At 46.5% G+C, this 20,801-nt stretch carries 3 protein-coding genes; all 3 read left to right on the top strand.

Annotated elements, in window-relative coordinates; all coding sequences use genetic code 11:
- Nucleotides 1-254: hypothetical protein (locus ND16A_RS21290; RefSeq protein WP_033077533.1), on the top strand; the 254-nt coding region annotated here is incomplete at its 5' end.
- A 124-nt stretch (nt 255-378) separates the two neighbouring features.
- On the top strand, nt 379-1,740 hold the full coding sequence (locus tag ND16A_RS09675; RefSeq protein ID WP_033077532.1) for a hypothetical protein: 1,362 nt from the start codon (nt 379-381) through the stop codon (nt 1,738-1,740).
- A 68-nt stretch (nt 1,741-1,808) separates the two neighbouring features.
- The coding region (locus tag ND16A_RS09680) for a putative Ig domain-containing protein (RefSeq protein ID WP_200880827.1) at nt 1,809-20,801 on the top strand (18,993 nt) is incomplete at its 3' end.

Below are 20,801 nucleotides of genomic sequence, written 5' to 3'. Positions count from 1 at the left end.
GTGCGACCTCCGGCTTTACCGCACCACAGGTGAGCAGTGATTCTGCGGTGGTTATTCGATTAACCATTTCTCAGGGCAATCGAGAGATATCGACCGATACCAGCATCACGGTGAAAAACCAAGTCACAACCACCCCACCAAAAGATGACGGTGGCGGCGGTGGCGGTGGTGCCATCAATCTATATTGGTTGCTGGTGCTGCTGTGGTTCGCGGGTCATGCTCGCACCAGGCGATTGCCTAATTTAACTTTCTAAGCTCGTAAGAGAACATATAAAAAACGGCTTAAAACTGTTCATAAATCAAGCCGTTGAACGCAATATATTGGTTAAATTTATTAGATAGTCTATTTTAATAAGATAATAAAAAAAGGGAATTGTTTTGAAGTGTAAATTCTTGTTCGTTGTATTTGTGGTGATTAATCTGTGTTCTAATCTTGCACAGGCTACGCAACTTAGCGCCAATGCCACCTCAGAAAGTGAAACGGATGCCAGAGCCGAAGCCCTCAGGCGGTTAGCCGAATCTATTCAAGTGAAGGTATCCGGTGAAACCTTAGTTACTAGTCAGTTAAAAAATAATGTCGCCACGCAAGAGTTGGTGGATAGTGTGAATACATCCACTGATTTAACCTTGTTAGGTGCCGAAGTGTTTGTGATGAAGACCAAACAGGGCTATCGAGCTGAGGCGCAAATTGATACCGAGCATTCTTTTAATTTATACCTGACCAAAATCAAGGCAGAAAAGCAGTTATTAGACAGCCAAATCACCTTGTATCAACAACAAAAAATCGATATCGCTAAGTTCACCCTGGCCAATGACTTAATGCCCAAGCTGTCGCTGCATATCAAAGATTATCTTATCGCCAGTATGCTTGCGCCAAAACCTAAACAAACTGAACAAGTAAAAACGCCAACGTGGATGGCTGACTTATCCAACAAAAATCAGTGGTTGCTCTCCTTGAATGACTACGTTAAGCAATTAACAGACTCTGTGATCTCGGATCCTAAACTTGCGGCATTTATTCTTGTTTCCGGTATCGAGCTTGAAGGTGTTTATACGTGTCCTATGTTTCAAGATAACGGCTCCTGGCTTATTGAAAAAAACATCTTAAGTCATGAGATCAACCAGGCATTGCCATCGGTAAGTCAAAGCAAAGAACAGGCACAATACTTTCTTATTGGCCATGCGGTTAAAACAGAAAACCAAGCCACTTTCATCAGTTATCAGCTTGTTGATGTTAACGGCGCGCCGATACAAAAAAATGCTGTTAACTATGTGCTAACTGTTGATAATTGGCTAACTCAGCCGAAAAAAGATGATGCGGTATTAACTACCATAGCCTATGAGTTTAAAGATAAAGAAGGCAAAGTCATTCCCGAAAATTTCACCACTGAGAAACAACTTTACACCCTGGCTGAAAAAAACATTCTTAAATCACAGTCCTTAGTGGTTGAGGATCCTTGTCGGCCAATCCAGCAATTATCACCTTCGGCATTAACCAACGCTTACGGTGTTGGTTCTGTTATCTCAATAACGGTTGCGGGCAATTTAAGTACCTTTGTACTGCGACCCGACCCAAAAGAGCACGAATTTGTATTGGCAAAAGTCACTTATCAACAAACCGATTTAAGCAAACCGGGGCAAGTGCAAAATAAAACCTCGGTAGGTAAGAAGTTTCCGGTGCTAGAGCCGAATGATGCATTGATTGCCGCCGTAGAAACCGCATTTAAGAAATTGAATTAAACATTAAAAATAAAAAATGGTGAATATAAGAATTATCACCTGACTAATTACATAGTTGAGTAAATATTATGGAAAATAAAAACAATACTTTTGGACGTAAACTGCTATCAAAACTTGCATGTTTGTTATCGTTTAAATCGAAGTCAGCCACAGTGATTAATAAATCCAAGAAAATCAGAAGCTTTCGACGATATTGTTTGTCCACGTTAAGTTTGATAATTCTTAGTTGCTCAATCAATAGTCAGGCCGGAGAAGTGTTTGGTACGTTTACCGTCGATGGTGAATTTGCTACCGCAGGTACGGTAACTCTCTATGATCGTAATTTTAATCAAGTATCAAGCGTTGATACTGATGGTATTGGCAGGTATCAACTTTATTACCCCGATCCTGGTCTCTATTTCTTAAGTGCGGTACAAGCACAAGCAACCACAGGTTTTGTTGAATTACAATTAACCGGGGATGAGAAAAATCTTGATCTCAATGTGTTGATCAGCAAAAAAGATGTCACCATCCATGGCGCCGTTACCACGCCTGATGGTTCGCCAGTGAGTTTTGCCGAAGTTGGTGTCACCAGTGTATCGGCAAAATTGGAAAAACACAGAATTACTACCGACCGCTACGGCCAGTATTCCGGCGTGGTCAGCATCCCTGACTTTGATACAGAACTGGATATCGACATTTGGTTGATGGGCGGCATCAGCAAAATTGCTGGCACTAATGAAGACTGGCCGGTGTTTTCCTCAAAACAACGTTCAACTTTAAGCGTGAGCAGAGAAACACTTGATGTTGAATACAATATTGAAATACCAAGTTTTTCAGCGCAAAAGCTGATTGCTACCGACCTTGAAGGTTTACCTTTAGCCAATGTTGATGTGGTTTTTTATCAGCAATTTAGTGAAGCCGAAGGCGGGTTAACATTCAGACTAGGCGACAGCAAAACCGATGCTAACGGCGAAATAAACTTCTACTTCCCAATCATCAATGACACTAATGCCACCGGTTTACATTTTGCCCTGACACCGCACTCTACCCATATCGGTGACTTTAATGTTGCTCTTGATGGTTATGATGAAGGCCCAGATACCGGTGAAGCATTAACGGTGAGTTTTGATAAACGCATTAATCCTGAATTGCAATTAGGGTCTAGCTTAACCGGTACAGTACAACTCATTGACCTGTATAATAAAGACAGCTTTGTTGCAGCCACTGTTTCGATTATGGATAGTGATTTTGAATTATTAACAACCTTAACTAGTGATGTTGATGGCACCTATAGTTATGACTTTGATGCCTGGGGCAATTATTACATTCGTGCGGAGTACGGCAATAGCAAATCACCGTGGCAAAAGTTATCGGTGAGAAGTGAAGTTATTACTGAAAATATTGTGATCAACAGTAATGAAGAGATCATCGATTTAAGTGGTACGTTAAAATCAAGTAACGATAATACTTTAGGAAAAGTAGCATTAACCTTTAGTACAGAAGACTTGCCACAAACGAGCTATCAATTTGGTTTAGGTGAAGAACCCAGTGTTGTTACCAATGCAGCGGGTAAATATATTATATCCTTGTTAACTGATAACTCACTGAACAGTAATCAAGGAGCTACTTACTCGGTATCGATGGAAGTTTTAGGCGATAAAATTAGCATAAACAGTGAGCCATTATATAGACACACCTATATTCCATTTTGGCAAACAACAGTTAACATAAATTCTTTGACTGAAAATACCGATATTGTTTTGCCCCCGGTTTATCAAGTTCAATTACAAACCTTATCACCATCGAGCCAGGCACAAGATCTAGTAGTCGACTTGTATGAAGTCAATGGCACTAAACATTGGGTAAGCAGCTTAGTCACGGGTGAAGACGGTTTAGAAACCATTTACTTATTGGCGTACATTGAAGATGCAGACACAGCAATAAATTATGTACTAGAGCCAGTAACACCTAAAGAACAAGCTGGATTGTGGTTCCCACCAGTTTCTCCACAATTTACGGTGACGGAAAGCACCTTAAAAACCCTGACCATGGAAGCCAAACATGCCATTAATGTTTCTGGCACTGTCACCGATGCCAATAACCACCTATTAACCGGGTTAACGGTTGGTTTTAGTACAGCGGAAATCGCTGAGTCAGATTACACTTCCCCCTATCAAGGTTATTACCCGAATCAAGTTACCGATGACAACGGCTTCTATCAGGTGCTGCTTAGAGCTAATGAAGGTGTTGTTACCAACTACAGCGCCCAAAATGGCAAATGTGCTACTTGTGTTGATAATTGGGCAAAAACAACAATAAACAATCGCAGCACCGATGTTTATCTCGGTACCAGCAGTATTACGGAAGCTATTTCGCTTAGCGCCAGTATTCCAAATAACCGACTCACAAAAAACATAACACTACCAATTTCATTACGTAATGTAGTGTTAACCGTTAACGATACCGATGGTTTCTCTCAAGGTAATACACTGGTATCACTTTATTCAGTAAATGGTACGTCAAAACATCTAAAAGATTTTAGAACAGGCAATGACGGTACTATTTCTGTGTTACTTCCTGAAACATCGGGTAGCCAAAATTACCAGTGGGTGATCAAACCTGTTGGCAATGCATTTTTTAATTTATCTGGTGAAACTATAGATTTTACTTTAACGGCTGACAAAGACATTGATGGTACTGTAACTTTAACTGAGCGTCGTTACGTCGATATTATGGGGCAAGTGAGTGAGCAAGGCGGTCTATTGCTTGATGGTTTACAAATCTCGACCCGCACCGAAACGACCGGATTGACTCAGTATTATCGTCTTGGTTCAAGCTCTGGTGGCGGCAATTACAGCTTACGGATAGAAGCACCGTTAGATAAGAGCGTGAACTACGAGCTGAAAAATAACACCTACCCGTATAATAAAGCCCAATGGGATAGAGTGGATGCGTATTGGGATTATTGGGCGACGATCACTGATGGAGAGGGCACGTATGATGCGTGGCTACCGGAGGTGCAAATTAGCAGCACAGTCGATATTTTGGTGGGGCAAGACGACGTCGTAGTCAACCTTCAGGCACCAGTTGCACTGCAGAAAGCGAAAATGACAGTAATGGGCAGCGACGGGTTTGCCCAGACCAATACACGTGTCGACGTGCAAAAGAAGAATACTTTAGGCGATTGGAGTAAGTTTAAGCAACTCAGCACTGATGCCCGCGGTGTGGTGGCGATTTACTTACCGCCATTGGCGGGTGCGAGTGAGGCGTATCGCTTTATCACCATGCCGGTGAACAGCACCAGTGAGACCACCTACATTGTTCGAGAAGGTCAAACGCACGAATTTACGTTGGATGGCAGTAGCTCGGGCGCAATTATTGACTCAACGGTGAATATAACCATACAAGAGCGCCGTTACGTCGACATTATGGGCCAGGTAAGTGAACAAAGCGGTCTATTGCTCGATGGTTTAAAACTATCGACCCGCACCGAAACCACCGAATTGACTCAGTATTATCGTCTTGGTTCAAGCAGTGGTGGCGGCAATTACAGCTTACGGATAGAAGCGCCGCTTGATACGAGTGTGACTTATGAGCTGAAAAATCATACTTATCCTTACAGCAAAGCTCAATGGGATCGAGTGGATGCGTATTGGGATTATTGGGCGACGATCACCGATGGTGAGGGCACGTATGATGCGTGGCTGCCGGAGGTGCAAATTAATGGTTCGGTCGATATTTTGGTGGGGCAAGACGACGTCGTAGTCAACCTTCAGGCACCAGTTGCACTGCAGAAAGCGAAGATGACGGTGATGGGCAGTGACGGATTTGCTCAGACCAATACTCGTGTCGACGTGCAAATGAAGAATACTTCAGGCGATTGGAGTAAGTTTAAGCAACTCACTACTGATGCCCGCGGTGTGGTGGCGATTTACTTACCGCCATTGGCGGATGCGAGTGAGGCGTACCGTTTTATCACCATGCCGGTGAACAACACCAGTGAGACCACCTACATTGTACGGGAAGGTCAAACGCACGAATTTACGCTGGATGGCAGTAGCTCGGGCGCGGCAATTGACTCGACGGTGAATATAACCATACAAGAGCGCCGTTACGTCGACATTCAAGGCCAGGTAAGTGAACAAAGCGGTCTATTGCTCGCTGGCTTAAAACTATCGACCCGCACCGAAACCACCGGATTGACTCAGTATTATCGTCTTGGTTCGAGTAGTGACGCTGGCAATTACAGTTTACGGATAGAAGCGCCGCTAGATACGAGTGTGACTTACGAGCTTAAAAATCATACCTATCCTTACAGCAAAGCTCAATGGGATCGAGTGGATGCGTATTGGGATTATTGGGCGACGATCACCGATGGCGAAGGCACCTATGATGCGTGGTTGCCGGAGGTGCAAATTAATGGTTCGGTCGATATTTTGGTGGGCCAGGACGACGTCGTAGTCAACCTTCAGGCACCTGTTGCACTGCAAAAAGCGAAGATGACGGTGATGGGCAGTGACGGATTTGCTCAGACCAATACTCGTGTCGACGTGCAAAAGAAGAATACTTCAGGCGATTGGATTAAGTTTAAGCAACTCACTACTGATGCCAACGGTGTGGTGGCGATTTACTTGCCGCCATTGGCCGATGCGCGCGAGGCGTACCGTTTTATCAGTATGCCGGTGAACAGCACCAGTGAGACGACTTACATTGTACGGGAAGGTCAAACGCACGAATTTACCTTAGACGGCAGTACCTCAGGGCAAGAGATTGACTCGATGGTGAGCATCACCATACAAGAGCGCCGTTACGTCGACATTATGGGCCAGGTGAGTGAGCAAGGCGGTCTATTGCTCGATGGCTTAAAACTATCAACCCGCACCGAAACCACCGGATTGACTCAGTATTATCGCCTTGGTTCGAGTAGTGACGGTGGCAATTACAGCCTACGGATAGAAGCGCCGTTAGATACTAGTGTGACCTACGAGCTGAAAAATCATACCTATCCTAACAGCAAGGCTCAATGGGATCGAGTGGATGCGTATTGGGATTATTGGGCGACGATCACTGACGGCGAAGGCACCTATGATGCGTGGTTGCCGGAGGTGCAAATTAATGGTTCGGTCGATATTTTGGTGGGCCAGGACGACGTCATGGCTAACCTGCAAGCCTGGGTTACGTTGCAGAAAGCGAAAATGACGGTAATGGGCAGCGACGGTTTTGCCCAAACCAGTACCCAGGTGAAACTGGAGAAGAAGAATACCTTAGGCGATTGGAGTCTGGTTAGGAGTTTAACCACAGATGCCAATGGTGTGGTGGCGATTTACTTGCCGCCATTGGCCGATGCGCGTGAGGCGTATCGCTTTACCAGCATGCCGGTGAACAGCACCAGTGAGACGACTTACATTGTACGGGAAGGTCAAACGCACGAATTTACCTTAGACGGCAGTACCTCAGGGCAAGTGATTGACTCGACGGTGAGCATCACCATACAAGAGCGTCGTTACGTCGATATCCAGGGCCAGGTGAGTGAACAAAGCGGTCTATTGCTCGATGGCTTAAAACTATCGACCCGCACCGAAACCACCGGATTGACTCAGTATTATCGCCTTGGTTCGAGTAGTGACGGTGGCAATTACAGCCTACGGATAGAAGCGCCGTTAGATGCGAACGTGACCTACGAGCTGAAAAATCACACCTATCCTTACAGCAAGGCTCAATGGGATCGAGTGGATGCGTATTGGGATTATTGGGCGACGATCACTGACGGCGAAGGCACCTATGATGCGTGGTTGCCGGAGGTGCAAATTAATGGTTCGGTCGATATTTTGGTGGGCCAGGACGACGTCATGGCTAACCTGCAAGCCGGGGTTACGTTGCAGAAAGCGAAAATGACGGTAATGGGCAGCGACGGTTTTGCCCAAACCAGTACCCAGGTGAAACTGGAGAAGAAGAATACCTTAGGCGATTGGAGTCTGGTTAGGAGTTTAACCACAGATGCCAATGGTGTGGTGGCGATTTACTTGCCGCCATTGGCCGATGCGCGTGAGGCGTATCGCTTTACCAGCATGCCGGTGAACAGCACCAGTGAGACGACTTACATTGTGCGCGAGGGGCAAACGCACGAATTTACCATAGACGGCAGTACCTCAGGGCAAGAGATTGACTCGATGGTGAGCATCACCATACAAGAACGTCGTTACGTCGACATCCAGGGCCAGGTGAGTGAGCAAGGCGGTCTATTGCTCGATGGCTTAAAACTATCGACCCGCACCGAAACCACCGGATTGACTCAGTATTATCGCCTTGGTTCGAGTAGTGACGGTGGCAATTACAGCCTACGGATTGAAGCGCCGTTAGATACGAGTGTGACTTACGAGCTGAAAAATCATACCTATCCTTACAGCAAAGCTCAATGGGAGCGAGTGGATGCGTATTGGGATTATTGGGCGATGATCACTGACGGTGAAGGCACCTATGATGCGTGGTTGCCGGAGGTGCAAATTAATGGCTCGGTCGATATTTTGGTGGGCCAGGACGACGTTGTTGCTAACCTTCAGGCGGGGGTAGCGTTGCAGAAAGCGAAAATGACGGTAATGGGCAGCGACGGTTTTGCCCAAACCAGTACCCAGGTGAAACTGGAGAAGAAGAATACCTTAGGCGATTGGAGTCTGGTTAGGAGTTTAACCACAGATGCCAACGGTGTGGTGGCGATTTACTTGCCGCCATTGGCCGATACGCGCGAGGCGTATCGTTTTATCAGTATGCCGGTGAACAGCACCAGTGAGACCACCTACATTGTGCGCGAGGGGCAAACGCACGAATTTACCTTAGACGGCAGCACCACAGGGCAAGTGATTGACTCGACGGTGACCATCACCATTCAAGAACGTCGTTACGTCGACATCCTGGGCCAGGTGAGTGAACAAAGCGGTTTATTGCTTGATGGCTTAAAAATCTCGACCCGCACCGAAACCTCCGGATTGACTCAGTATTATCGTCTTGGTTCGAGTAGTGACGGTGGCAATTACAGCCTACGGATTGAAGCACCGCTAGATACGAGCGTGACTTACGAGCTGAAAAATCATACCTATCCTTACAGCAAAGCTCAATGGGATCGAGTGGATGCGTATTGGGATTACTGGGCGACGATTACCGACGGCGAAGGCACGTACGATGCGTGGCTACCAGAGGTGAAAATTAGCAGCTCAGTCGATATTTTGGTGGGGCAAGACGACGTTGTAGCTAACCTTCAGGCGGGGGTCGCGCTGCAGAAAGCGAAAATGACGGTGACGGGCAGTGACGGTTTAGCTCAAGCCAGTAACCAGGTGAAACTGGAGAAGAAGAATACCTTAGGTGATTGGAGTCTGGTTAGGAGTTTAACCACAGATGCCAATGGTGTGGTGGCGATTTACTTGCCGCCATTGGCCGATGCGCGCGAGGCGTATCGTTTTATCAGTTTGCCGGTGAACAGTACCAGCGAGACTGCTTACATCGTACGCGAGGGGCAAACGCACGAATTTACCTTAGACGGCAGTACCTCAGGGCAAGTGATTGACTCGACGGTGACCATCACCATTCAAGAGCGTCGTTACGTCGACATCCTGGGGCAGGTGAGTGAGCAAGGCGGTCTATTGCTTGATGGCTTAAGCGTATCGACCCGGACCGAAACCACCGGATTGACTCAGTATTATCGTCTTGGTTCAAGCAGTGGTGGCGGCAATTACAGCCTACGGATAGAAGCGCCGTTAGATGTGAGTGTGACTTACGAGTTGAAAAATCACACTTATCCATACAGCAAAGCTCAATGGGAGCGAGTGGATGCGTATTGGGATTACTGGGCGACGATCACCGACGGTGAAGGTACGTACGATGCGTGGTTGCCGGAGGTGCAAATTAATGGTTCGGTCGATATTTTGGTGGGCCAGGACGACGTCATGGCTAACCTTCAGGCGGGGGTCGCGCTGCAGAAAGCGAAAATGACGGTAACGGGCAGTGACGGTTTAGCGCAAGCCAGTACCCAGGTGAAACTGGAGAAGAAGAATACCTTAGGCGATTGGAGTCTGGTCAGGAGTTTAACCACAGATGCCAATGGTGTGGTGGCGATTTTCTTGCCGCCATTGGCCGATGCACGCGAGGCGTATCGCTTTACCAGTATGCCGGTGAACAGCACTAGTGAGACTTCGTACATCTTTAAAGAAGGACAAGCGCACGAATTTACCTTAGACGGTAGCACCTCAGGGCAAGTGATTGACTCGACGGTGACCATCACCATTCAAGAGCGTCGTTACGTCGACATCCAAGGGCAGGTGAGTGAACAAGGCGGTTTATTGCTCGATGACTTAAAACTCTCGACCCGCACCGAAACCACCGGATTGACTCAGTACTATCGTCTTGGTTCGAGTAGTGACGGTGGCAATTACAGCTTACGGATTGAAGCGCCGTTAGATACGAGTGTGACTTACGAGCTGAAAAATCATACCTATCCTTACAGCAAAGCTCAATGGGAGCGAGTGGATGCGTATTGGGATTATTGGGCGGTGATCACTGACGGTGAAGGCACGTACGATGCGTGGTTGCCAGAGGTGCAAATTAATGGCTCGGTCGATATTTTGGTGGGCCAGGACGACGTTGTTGCTAACCTTCAGGCGGGGGTAGCGCTGCAGAAAGCGAAAATGACGGTGACGGGCAGTGACGGTTTAGCGCAAGCCAGTACCCAGGTGAAATTGGAGAAGAAGAATACCTTAGGCGATTGGAGTCTGGTTAAGAGTTTAACTACCGATACCAACGGTGTGGTGGCGATTTACTTGCCGCCATTGGCCGATGCGCGTGAGGCATATCGCTTTATCAGTATGCCGGTAAACAGCACCAGTGAAACCAGCTACACCTTCCGTGAAGGTCAAATCCACGAATTTACGCTGGATGGCAGTAGCTCGGGTGCTGCAATTGACTCGACGGTGACCATCACCATTCAAGAGCGTCGTTACGTCGACATCCAGGGTCAGGTGAGCGAACAAGGCGGTTTATTGCTCGATGACTTAAATATCTCGACCCGCACCGAAACCACCGGATTGACTCAGTACTATCGTCTTGGTTCGAGTAGTGACGGTGGCAATTACAGCTTACGGATTGAAGCACCGCTAGATACGAGTGTGACTTACGAGCTGAAAAATCATACCTATCCTTACAGCAAAGCCCAATGGGATCGAGTGGATGCGTATTGGGATTATTGGGCGACGATCAGCGATGGAGTAGGCAGCTATGATGCGTGGTTACGCGATGTTCAGATCAGTGATTCTATCGATATTGCTCAAGGTCCGGCGAAACTCGATAATTTTGATCAAGTCAACCTTAACCTGGTAGCGCCAATCAAGTTGTATAAATTTGCGACGCAAGCAAAAGACAAAAATGGTTATCCGTTAACGGGCGTTAAAATTGATTATAACTTGATTGACATCTATGGTGATTCTTCTTCCATTAAAAAACTCACCATTGGTAACCGTGGTGAAGTCGGTTTGTACTTGCCGAATGTATCTGATCCGAGAGAGCAGTATCAAGTTGTTGTTACCGATAATGGTTTCTATGGTTTTGATAGTTCAGAAGTACCTATTGCGGAACTGGTACAAGACAAAACCTTACTAAACGTGATCAGTTTTACAGACAGCGAAGCACCAAAATTTGTATCAAACCCAGTAGTCAGTTATTTATCTGACGTTAGCGCAGTACTGGTGTGGTTTACCGATGAACCGGCGAAATCGCAAGTGGAAGTGAATGGTGAAACCTTCACCAGCAATACCTTAACCAAAAAACACAGTGTACAAGTGACTGGGTTAAGTTCTGGCGGAGAATATACCGCTATGGTGAAATCTGTGGATGCCTCCGGTAATGAATCACTGCTTAATACGGTTGATTTTACCACCTTGTTGGAAGTAGACTCTAGCTTGCCGGTATTTACTACGGCACCAGTACTTTCACAAGTGGGCGCGACAGTTGCGATTGTTGATTTTGCTACCGATGAACCGGTGACGGCGCTAATCGAAGTGAAACAAGACGATTCGGTTGTGGTTAGTGAAGTGGTGAATACCTTATTAACATCCCATCAAATACAATTACCAAACTTGTCGCCACTATCGACTTACCAAGTGCAGGTAACAATCACCGATGCCAATGCCAATGGACCGGTGTTGAGCTCACCATTATCTTTGGTCACTAAAGAAAATACCGACCGACAGGCGCCGCGCTATAGCACCCAACCTGTGGTCCGTAATATTACCAATACTTCCGCAACGCTTTATTGGCAAACCGATGAACCGGCAATTAGTGCGATAAGTTACAACCTGAAAAATGGTGGTAACCATATTCCACTGCGCAGTGAAGATTTTACTCGCAGCCATGTGCAAACGATAACCGGGTTAGAGCCAGATAAAGAGTACCAGTTTACCGTGTCGGTCACCGATGCGTTTGATAATGGACCAAGACTTTCGCGTAAGCAAAGTTTCTTTACCCGGGTGCAAACCGATGTTGATGCGCCGTTATTACTCTCTGATGTTGCAGTAACGCAATTAGGTGATAGTACGGCGACATTGGTATGGTCAACGGATGAGTCAGCCAGTGCGATTATTCGTTTTGGTGAAACCGCTGAGACACTAACCGAGCAGTTGGTGATCACTGAACCTAAAATTAGTCATCAAGCAGTTATTGCGAATCTTAAAGCCGATACCACGTATTTCTATCAGTTAACCACCACCGATAGTAGTGGCAATGTAACGGCAACGGAAACCTCGACTTTTAGTACGCAAGCGCCAGGTAATAGTGCGCCGTTAGCCTATGTTGACTTACCGAGTTTGTTACAGGTGAAAGGCAATACATTAACCATCGGCCTTAGAACCAATAAAGCCGCTCACGGCGAAGTGCTTTGTTTTGCCGATGACGGCGAAGTGTATGATGCTCGCAGTATTACTGAGAATAAGCATCAGCAATTAATGGTTACGGGTTTAACCCCTGGCCACTACTACCAATGTCAGGTAAGCAGTACCGCATCTACGGGTGGGCAAGTAGGCAGTGCCTTGGGTGGTGACACTTTTGAAACTGGCTTTATTCGCACCTTAGATGAAGTGGATACTGTAAATCCACGGATAACGGCTACGCCGCGAGTAAACTATCTTTCAGACTCTGTTGCACTGATAGAGTGGCAAACTGATGAACTATCACAAACGGTAGTGAACTTTAAAGAAACATCGTTAACCAGGTATCAAGTCGCCACTACCCAAGGTAATCGTACCGTTCACAGTCAGGTGATCACCGGGCTTAACGCCTCTACTGCCTATCATTATCGCCTTGTCTTGCAAGATGAAGCGGGTAATGTGGTGAACTCTGGCAATTATAGTTTCACCACCAGTAGTGACGAAGACCTACTCGACCCTGAATTTACGCTACTGCCTGAGATTACGTCTATTCGTAATGGTCAGGTGAATGTTAGCTTCACCGCAAGTGAACCGGTTACGGCTAAGGCTAAATTTAAGCGCATTGATAAGGCTCGTAACTACAAGCAAGCGGACGATAACGAATACCGTTTAAGTCACTCGATGAGTCTGAACTTTAGACCTAATCAAGATTATCAATTAACCATACAAATACGCGATTTGGCCGGTAATAAAGTGGACGCCAGTGACGCTCTTGAATTGTTATTGAAAACGGATTCTGATGACGATGGATTATCAGATGCGTTTGAATCGGTATATGGTGAGGATACCACCAGCATGATTGCCGATGGCGATGCTGACGGTGATGGGGTGACTAACCTTGAAGAGCAAACGCAAGGTTTAGACCCAACCAACAGCGACACTGATGGTGATGGTGTTGACGATGGTGTTGACGCTTTCCCAAGCGATCCTGGTGAACAAAGTGATAGTGACAATGATGGTGTCGGTGATAATAAAGACAATCTTAATAATTTATTAAGTAAGGTCTATGCCTTCGATGAAATGCTACCAAGACTCCCCAGTGATATTTATTTCAATAATGTCGTTGGCATGGGAGCTGACAAGCATGGACGTATATCGGTAGTGGAATATCATGGCAGTGAAGACGTTCGTTTAAATGGCTATAACGCCAGTAACAATGGCCGTTTAATTGCCAGCAGAAAACTCGGTCAACGAGTAGGCGGTTGGCAAAAAGTTGTTGGTGTGCAAAATCATGATAGAAAGTGGCATATTGTTGCATTTCACCAAACGAATACTGAAAGTGCCTGGTATTGGCATCAAATCGCCAGTAATGGTCGTTATATTAAAGCGATAAAACTGAACGGTGTTTCGTCAGGCGGCGGTGAGTCGAAAGATGACATTGCTGACGTGCAAGTGACCGATGATGGTATGTCGGTGTTAACCTGGTTAGATGGTGAAGTGAATGTTCGACATCTTGATGATGAAGGGCAACTCACTAACAGTTTTAACTTAATCGATGTAAACGTATTTACCAATTTGCACTTTGCTCAAAATGCGCTAGGTACGGTGAATGTGGTTGCCGCCGATGGTGGTGATTGTGGTAGGTTATGGATTTATGATGATTTAACCAATAATGCCAGCTCGACCCGAACGGTGAGTGATTATCAACAAAATAACTGTGCGGTGTTACAAGACATTCAACTACTGGATAATGATCATATTCTTATTGATGCGCAAACTGAGTTGTATCAAATTGATGCAAATGGTGGTTTGGTGCATCAAACCATTACTAACCAAACGGGTAGCGATGCTCGATTTATTTCCAGCGTAAAAGGTCGTCATTACCTTGCCGGCAATGGCTTATTGCGTAAGTTTGATCAAAACTTGCGGCAAGTGGCAAATTACTCGGCTTTCAGTGCCAATAATGCCTCGTTTGTGGATGAAAACTTTGCCGTGCATGCCGATACGTTTGCCGATAACACCAATCAGGTATGGACCGTTGAAAGCAGTACCGGACGGGTACAGCTGTTTGATTTTGAATCGCAAGCGGATACTCGTTTTAAAGACAGCTTTACTTTGAAAGACAGCTCAAACCGATTGATTGCTTATCAAGATATGGTAATGGGCAAAGAAGCGGTCTCTAATGATGCAAAACTGTACGTGCTAGAAAATACCGATACGCAAGTGCTGTTACACCGCTTTACTACCCAAGGTGGTTGGGGTGGTGCTACGGCTCTGCCAAATGGTTTTGCCCGGGCAATGCATTATCAGGGTGATTTCTTGTACATATTAAACCGTGACAGTTTGGCTGATACCAACTCGAGCGTTTACCGTGTGTGGCAGTTCGATGTAAACACTGACGCAGTAGTCGCAACCTGGTTGTTAGATACCGTTACCGAGAAAGGATTAGACATTACCGGCAATGGCGACGATCTCTTTGTGTTACATCAAGGGCTGGCAAATTCTGCTAACTTAGCGCTGATGCGTTTGGGTAATAGCGGTAACGTATTGAATGAAACCGCGCTTGACAGGTTATCTGCCAGCTCAGATGTTGCCGATAAAGCACGCTTAAGTTTTGGTGAGCAAAACCTGGTGATTAGTTATGGTCCGGAGATCCATTTGCACCAGCTTGATACTGATTTTACCTTTGCTCAGGTATTTGATGAAATAGGTTATGGTCAGGGGCAAAATGCGCTGAATTCTAATGTAACCGCTGAATTTACCTCACAAGGTAAGTTGGTATGGGCCGATACGGCGCAAGGCCGATTGCAAGTGTTAAAACCAACGCTGGTGGATGTGAATGCCAAGGCGATTATAGTTGCCGGGGGGGGGGATTATGAAGGTAACAACCTTTGGAATGCTACCTTGCAACATGCCAATACCGCGTATCGCACCTTAATACGTCAAGGATTTAGCAAAGATAGAATTTATTATTTATCGAATCAGCGCATTGACTTTGATGGCAATGGGGAAGATGACGAGCTCTTCCTTGAAGCCACTAAAGCCAATATGCAAACCGCCATAGATTGGGCCGGTGATACCGATTCTCTGGTATTTTATCTGGTCGATCACGGTAACGTAGATAGCTTCAGGGTGAAAGTGGATGAAGTGATGTCATCGAGTGAACTGGGCAGTTGGCTTGATGCCTATACTGGTCGTTTGTCACTGGTTTACGATGCCTGTAAATCTGGTAGTTTTGTTGATGAGCTTGAAGGTGAAGGCAGAACCATCATCACCAGTGCCAATAGCACACAAGATGCCTTGTTCCTGCAAGATGGTGCGATTTCATTCTCTGGCTTGTTCTGGCAGCACATTGATAATGGCAATGACATGTATGCAGCTTTCACTCAAAGCTCAAGTTTCTTCTCAAGTAATGGCCTAAATCAAACGCCACAGCTAAGTGTGTCTGGCGCAAACGATCGTAATCAATTAAAAGGTCGCTATATTGGTCAAGGCAATAAACACGCCAGTACGGCATTGCGCATTCAATCATCATCTTCTGCTATCGAAGGAAATGAGTTGGTGATTTCTGCCAATTTAGCTGACAATGGCAGTGATGAATTGCAACGCATTTGGGCATTTATTGTGCCACGCAATGCAGCAACCACGGATGCCGAAACTAGCCCTATTATTGATGCACCAACGGTTGAACTGGTATTAAATAACGAAGGTAATTACAGCGGCCAGCTATCGGCAGGCTTACTGCAAGGCAGCCAATATGTCTCAGTAGTTGCACAAGATAAAAAAGGCAATAAAACCTTACCGTCATTACGTTCGGTGAGCTTAGGCTCTGGTATTGATAAACGTGCTATTTTAGTTGCGGCATACAAAAACAGTAAACAACAAGACCGTATCAACCCTGAGATTGAGAATGCATACCATGCGTTGATCAAACAAGGTTATAGTGCTGCTCAAATAAAAGTATTGGCTGAAGGGCTGGTACAAGCAGATGATGTCGCGACCTCTACCGCTTTGGATACCGCGATTAATGTTTGGGCCAAAGAAACCACTGGCGATTTATTTGTTTATATTGCTGGAGACATGGATGCGAATAATATTCGTTTACAAGGTGACAGCATTTCTCCGTCGAACCTGGTGACCTGGTTGGATGAGACCATGATTGCACGTGAAGGCCAATTAAGCGTATTACTTGATGGTGACTCATCTGGCGCATTTGCCTCGAAGCTCAGCGGCTTTACTCAGCCACCTGTCATGATGGCAAGTACCAGTGCATCACAAAAAGCTCATTGGCTCGCGCAAGAGTACATCAGTTTTTCCAATCTGTTTTTTGGACAAGTGGCGCAAGGGCAAACTACCCGTCAATCGTACCGGTTAGCGCAAAGCACGTTAAAACGCGCACCATTAACGCAAACACCTTTCCTTGATTTTAATAATGATGGTGTGAGTGATAAAAAAATTGATGGTGGTTTATTATCTCGCAGTGGTCATGTGATTGGCGGAGGGTTATTAACCGCCGGTGATGAACCGCTTATTGGTGCTATTGCGCCAATACAATCGTTAACTGAGGGTAGCAGTACCACCTTGTGGGCTGAGAATATTACCACCACGAGTGAATTAACCGATGTGTATGCCTACGTCACCCATTCTAGCTCAATTTCGGCGGTCGCACAGATTGCAAAAGTAGATTTAGTGGATGATGGTAGTGGCTATTACAGTAGTGTTTATGATGGCTTTAAGGTTAAAGGCGACTACTTAGTACAGTACTTTGCCGTAAACTCGGAAGGCTATGTGTCAATGTTAACCGATAGCGTGCAAGGCACTGTGACGCAAACGCAAACACTTCCAGATAGTTACGAAGTAGACAACAGTCCAGAAGATGCCAGTGTGGTAGAAGTGGATGCGCTCACTATAAAACGTCATACCTTGCATGAAGAAGCCGATGAAGATTGGTTTGTATTTTATCTTGGTGCCGACTCGCAAGGTAACTTTGGCTATGAATTGCGTCTTGAGAATGTTGGCATAGGTGTCGATCCGCAAATTGAGTTTTACGCGGAAGATGCTGTCACCCTTCTTGATATTGTCGATGATGGTGTGGAAGGGGAAAGTGAAATTATATCGGTTCCGGTAAGTAATGCGGGTGTTTACTATGCCAAAGTACAGGTGTCTCCATTAGCCGAAAATGTGTTTGATGATGGCAAAAGTGGTTACGACCTTGTGTTAGCGTCTACCGGAGTCGGATTTAACGGCACTATTAAAGGCAAAGTAGTGGATGCAGTAACCGGTGAAGGCCTTTCTCGAGTTCGTGTTATAACCAGTGATGGTGGTGGCGCGTTGACGCTACCAAATGGATTGTTCTATTTTGGCAATCCGAATGGCGATACCCAGATCACTTTCTCACTCGATGGTTACGATGACTATGCTCAAGACATCACGGTGAAAGAGTTACAAACCATTATCGTTAGCCCAAGCATGGTGCTGCACGTAAATGTTGCGCCGGTCTTTACCAGTACTGCGATTACGGCAGCTATGGAAGGCTCTGTGTACAGTTACACGGCAATGGCAAGTGATGAAGAAGGCGATACTCTAGCCTACAGTGCGGACGGCCTGCCTTCATGGTTGACCCTAACGGATAATGTGCTATCGGGCACGCCGAGTTTAAGTGATGTTGGTAGCCATGCCGTCACTTTTACGGTCAGCGATGGACAAGACAGTACCAGCCAAAGCTTTAGCATAACGGTAGACGCAGCGCCAATCCCGAATAGCGTGCCAGTCTTTAGCAGTACCGCGAACACCGCCTCTATGGAAGGCAGCTTGTACAGTTACACGGTTACGGCAAGTGACGCCGATGGCGATAACCTAACGTTCAGTGCGGACATCTTACCGAGTTGGTTAAGCTTTACCGGCAATGTGTTATCGGGTACGCCGAGTCTAAGTGATGTTGGCAGCCATGCGGTAACCTTGTCAGTCACTGATGGAGAAGACAGCGTATCGCAAAGTTTCAGCATTGTGGTTGAAGCCGCGCCAATCGTGAATAGTGCACCTGTATTTACCAGTACGGCGATTACAACATCGGTGGAAGGTAGTTTGTATAGTTATACCTTAATGGCTATTGATGATAATGGTGATTCTTTGACGTTCAGTGCCGACAGTTTACCGAGTTGGTTAACCCTAACCGGCAACGTGTTATCGGGTACGCCGATTGACAGCGATGTTGGCAGCCATGCGGTAACGGTCTCAGTCAGTGATGGCCAAGACAGTGTCAGTCAAAGCTTTACTGTGACGGTTGTCGATAATGGTATTGCAGGACTCAGCATTGAAGCACCAGCGGATATTGTTGTTGAAGCCACGGGGATTACCACTGAAGTTGAGTTAGGCCAAGCGGTCATAGAAGACGATAAAGATACTAACCTGCAAGGCAGTGTGGATAACGCCGGACCTTATGCGGTGGGCGAGCATACGATCACCTGGTCGGTTACCGACAGCGATGACAATACTCAAACTGATACGCAGCTGGTTACGGTTATCGATACTACGGCACCAGATTTAGGCCAATTAGAGGAGGTTACAGTCAATGCTCTCGGCTATTACAGCGAGGTGAGCAAACTGCTCAGTTTGACGGGCTTTGATTTGGTAGACGGTAACGTCGAAGCGATGCTTGTTGGTGAAGTTAATCGCCTACCTGGTCGTCATAATATGCTGTGGCAGGTCAGTGATTCAAGCGGTAACACCAGTGAAGGAGCCCAGTCGGTCGTGATATTACCGATTGCTAGTCTAGGTGGTGAGTATTTGGCCGAAGTCGGTGCTCAACTAACCATTCCAGTGTCTCTCAATGGCAAGGCGGTAGATTATCCGGTCAGCCTGACGGTTGACGTTACCGCAACAAATGCCGCAAGTGAAAGCTTTGGCCTGCCATCGTTGGATGTGATCATCAGCGAAGGTCAATTGGGCAGTGTTGAGGTTGACTTAAGCGGACATGAGGTTGGCGATACGGTTGCGCTTACGCTCAGCTCAGCAACGAACGCGACCTTAGGCAATAGCAACAATATCAGCAATGCCAACATTGAACTGATTGACCATAATGTCGTGCCAAGGCTTGAGTTGTTGGGTCGTCAAGACAGTGATGTGCGCAGCACGGTATATAAAGACCAGGGCAGTGTCACGGTACTGGCCGATATTTTCGATAGCAACCACAGCGATACGCACAGTGTTATCTGGGATAGCAGCTTAACCAATACCAGTGCTGTTGAGGGCGAATTTAGCTTCGACCCAGCAGTGGTAGATGAAGGTAGCTATGTGGTATCGGCGACGGTGACGGAAAACAATACCAGTGAGCAATACAGTGTCACGGTTAACCTTAGCCTAAATGTAGTGACGACCACACCGGTACTGTCAGACAATCAAGATAGTGATGGTGATGGTATCAATGATGACCTCGAAGGTTTTGGTGACAGTGACGGTGACGGCATTGCCGACCACCTTGACGATAACCAGGACCGCTCGCAATTGCCAATCGGGATGTTTGCGCGATTACAAACCTCGAGCGGGTTAACGTTGTCGATAGGACGAAGCGTACATCAAGCCTTAGGCGTAAATGCCTCCATGGCGAGCATGAGTACCACCGATTTTGCGGCGCTAATGAATAAAGACAACAGCTTACTTGTGAATACGCCAGTAACGCCGGTGATTGACTTTATTATTAGTGGCTTAACACAACCTGGAGATGCGGCGACGGTGATAATACCATTGCCGAGAGGGCTGAGTTTGCCGGCCAATGCCGAGTATATGAAATACCATGCAGACAATGGCTGGAGTGCCTTTGTGGAAGAGGGAGGCAATCGCATTGCGTCAGCAATGTTAAACGAGGACGGTCAATGTCCGATGATTGGCTCTGAGGATTATCAAGCTGGCTTACAGCAAGGATCGTCTTGTATTGCTCTGACGTTAGTCGATGGTGGGGTGTACGACAACGATGGTTTGGCCAATGGCCAAATTGCCGACCCGGCGGTCATTAGCGGCAACAGTGCTCCGAGTGTCAGCATTGACAGCGCTGCGGCGATGGATGAGCTAACCACAATCAGTCTTACGGCGAATGCGCTTGACCCGGAAAATGCGGCGCTGAGTTACCTGTGGGAGCAAATTTCAGGACCGAGTGCCGAGCTGGTCAATACCGACAGC

Origin of the sequence: Thalassotalea sp. ND16A (assembly GCF_000764205.1) — a bacterium.
GTDB lineage: Bacteria > Pseudomonadota > Gammaproteobacteria > Enterobacterales > Alteromonadaceae > Thalassotalea_A.
This window is presented reverse-complemented; position numbering and strand designations above follow the sequence as displayed.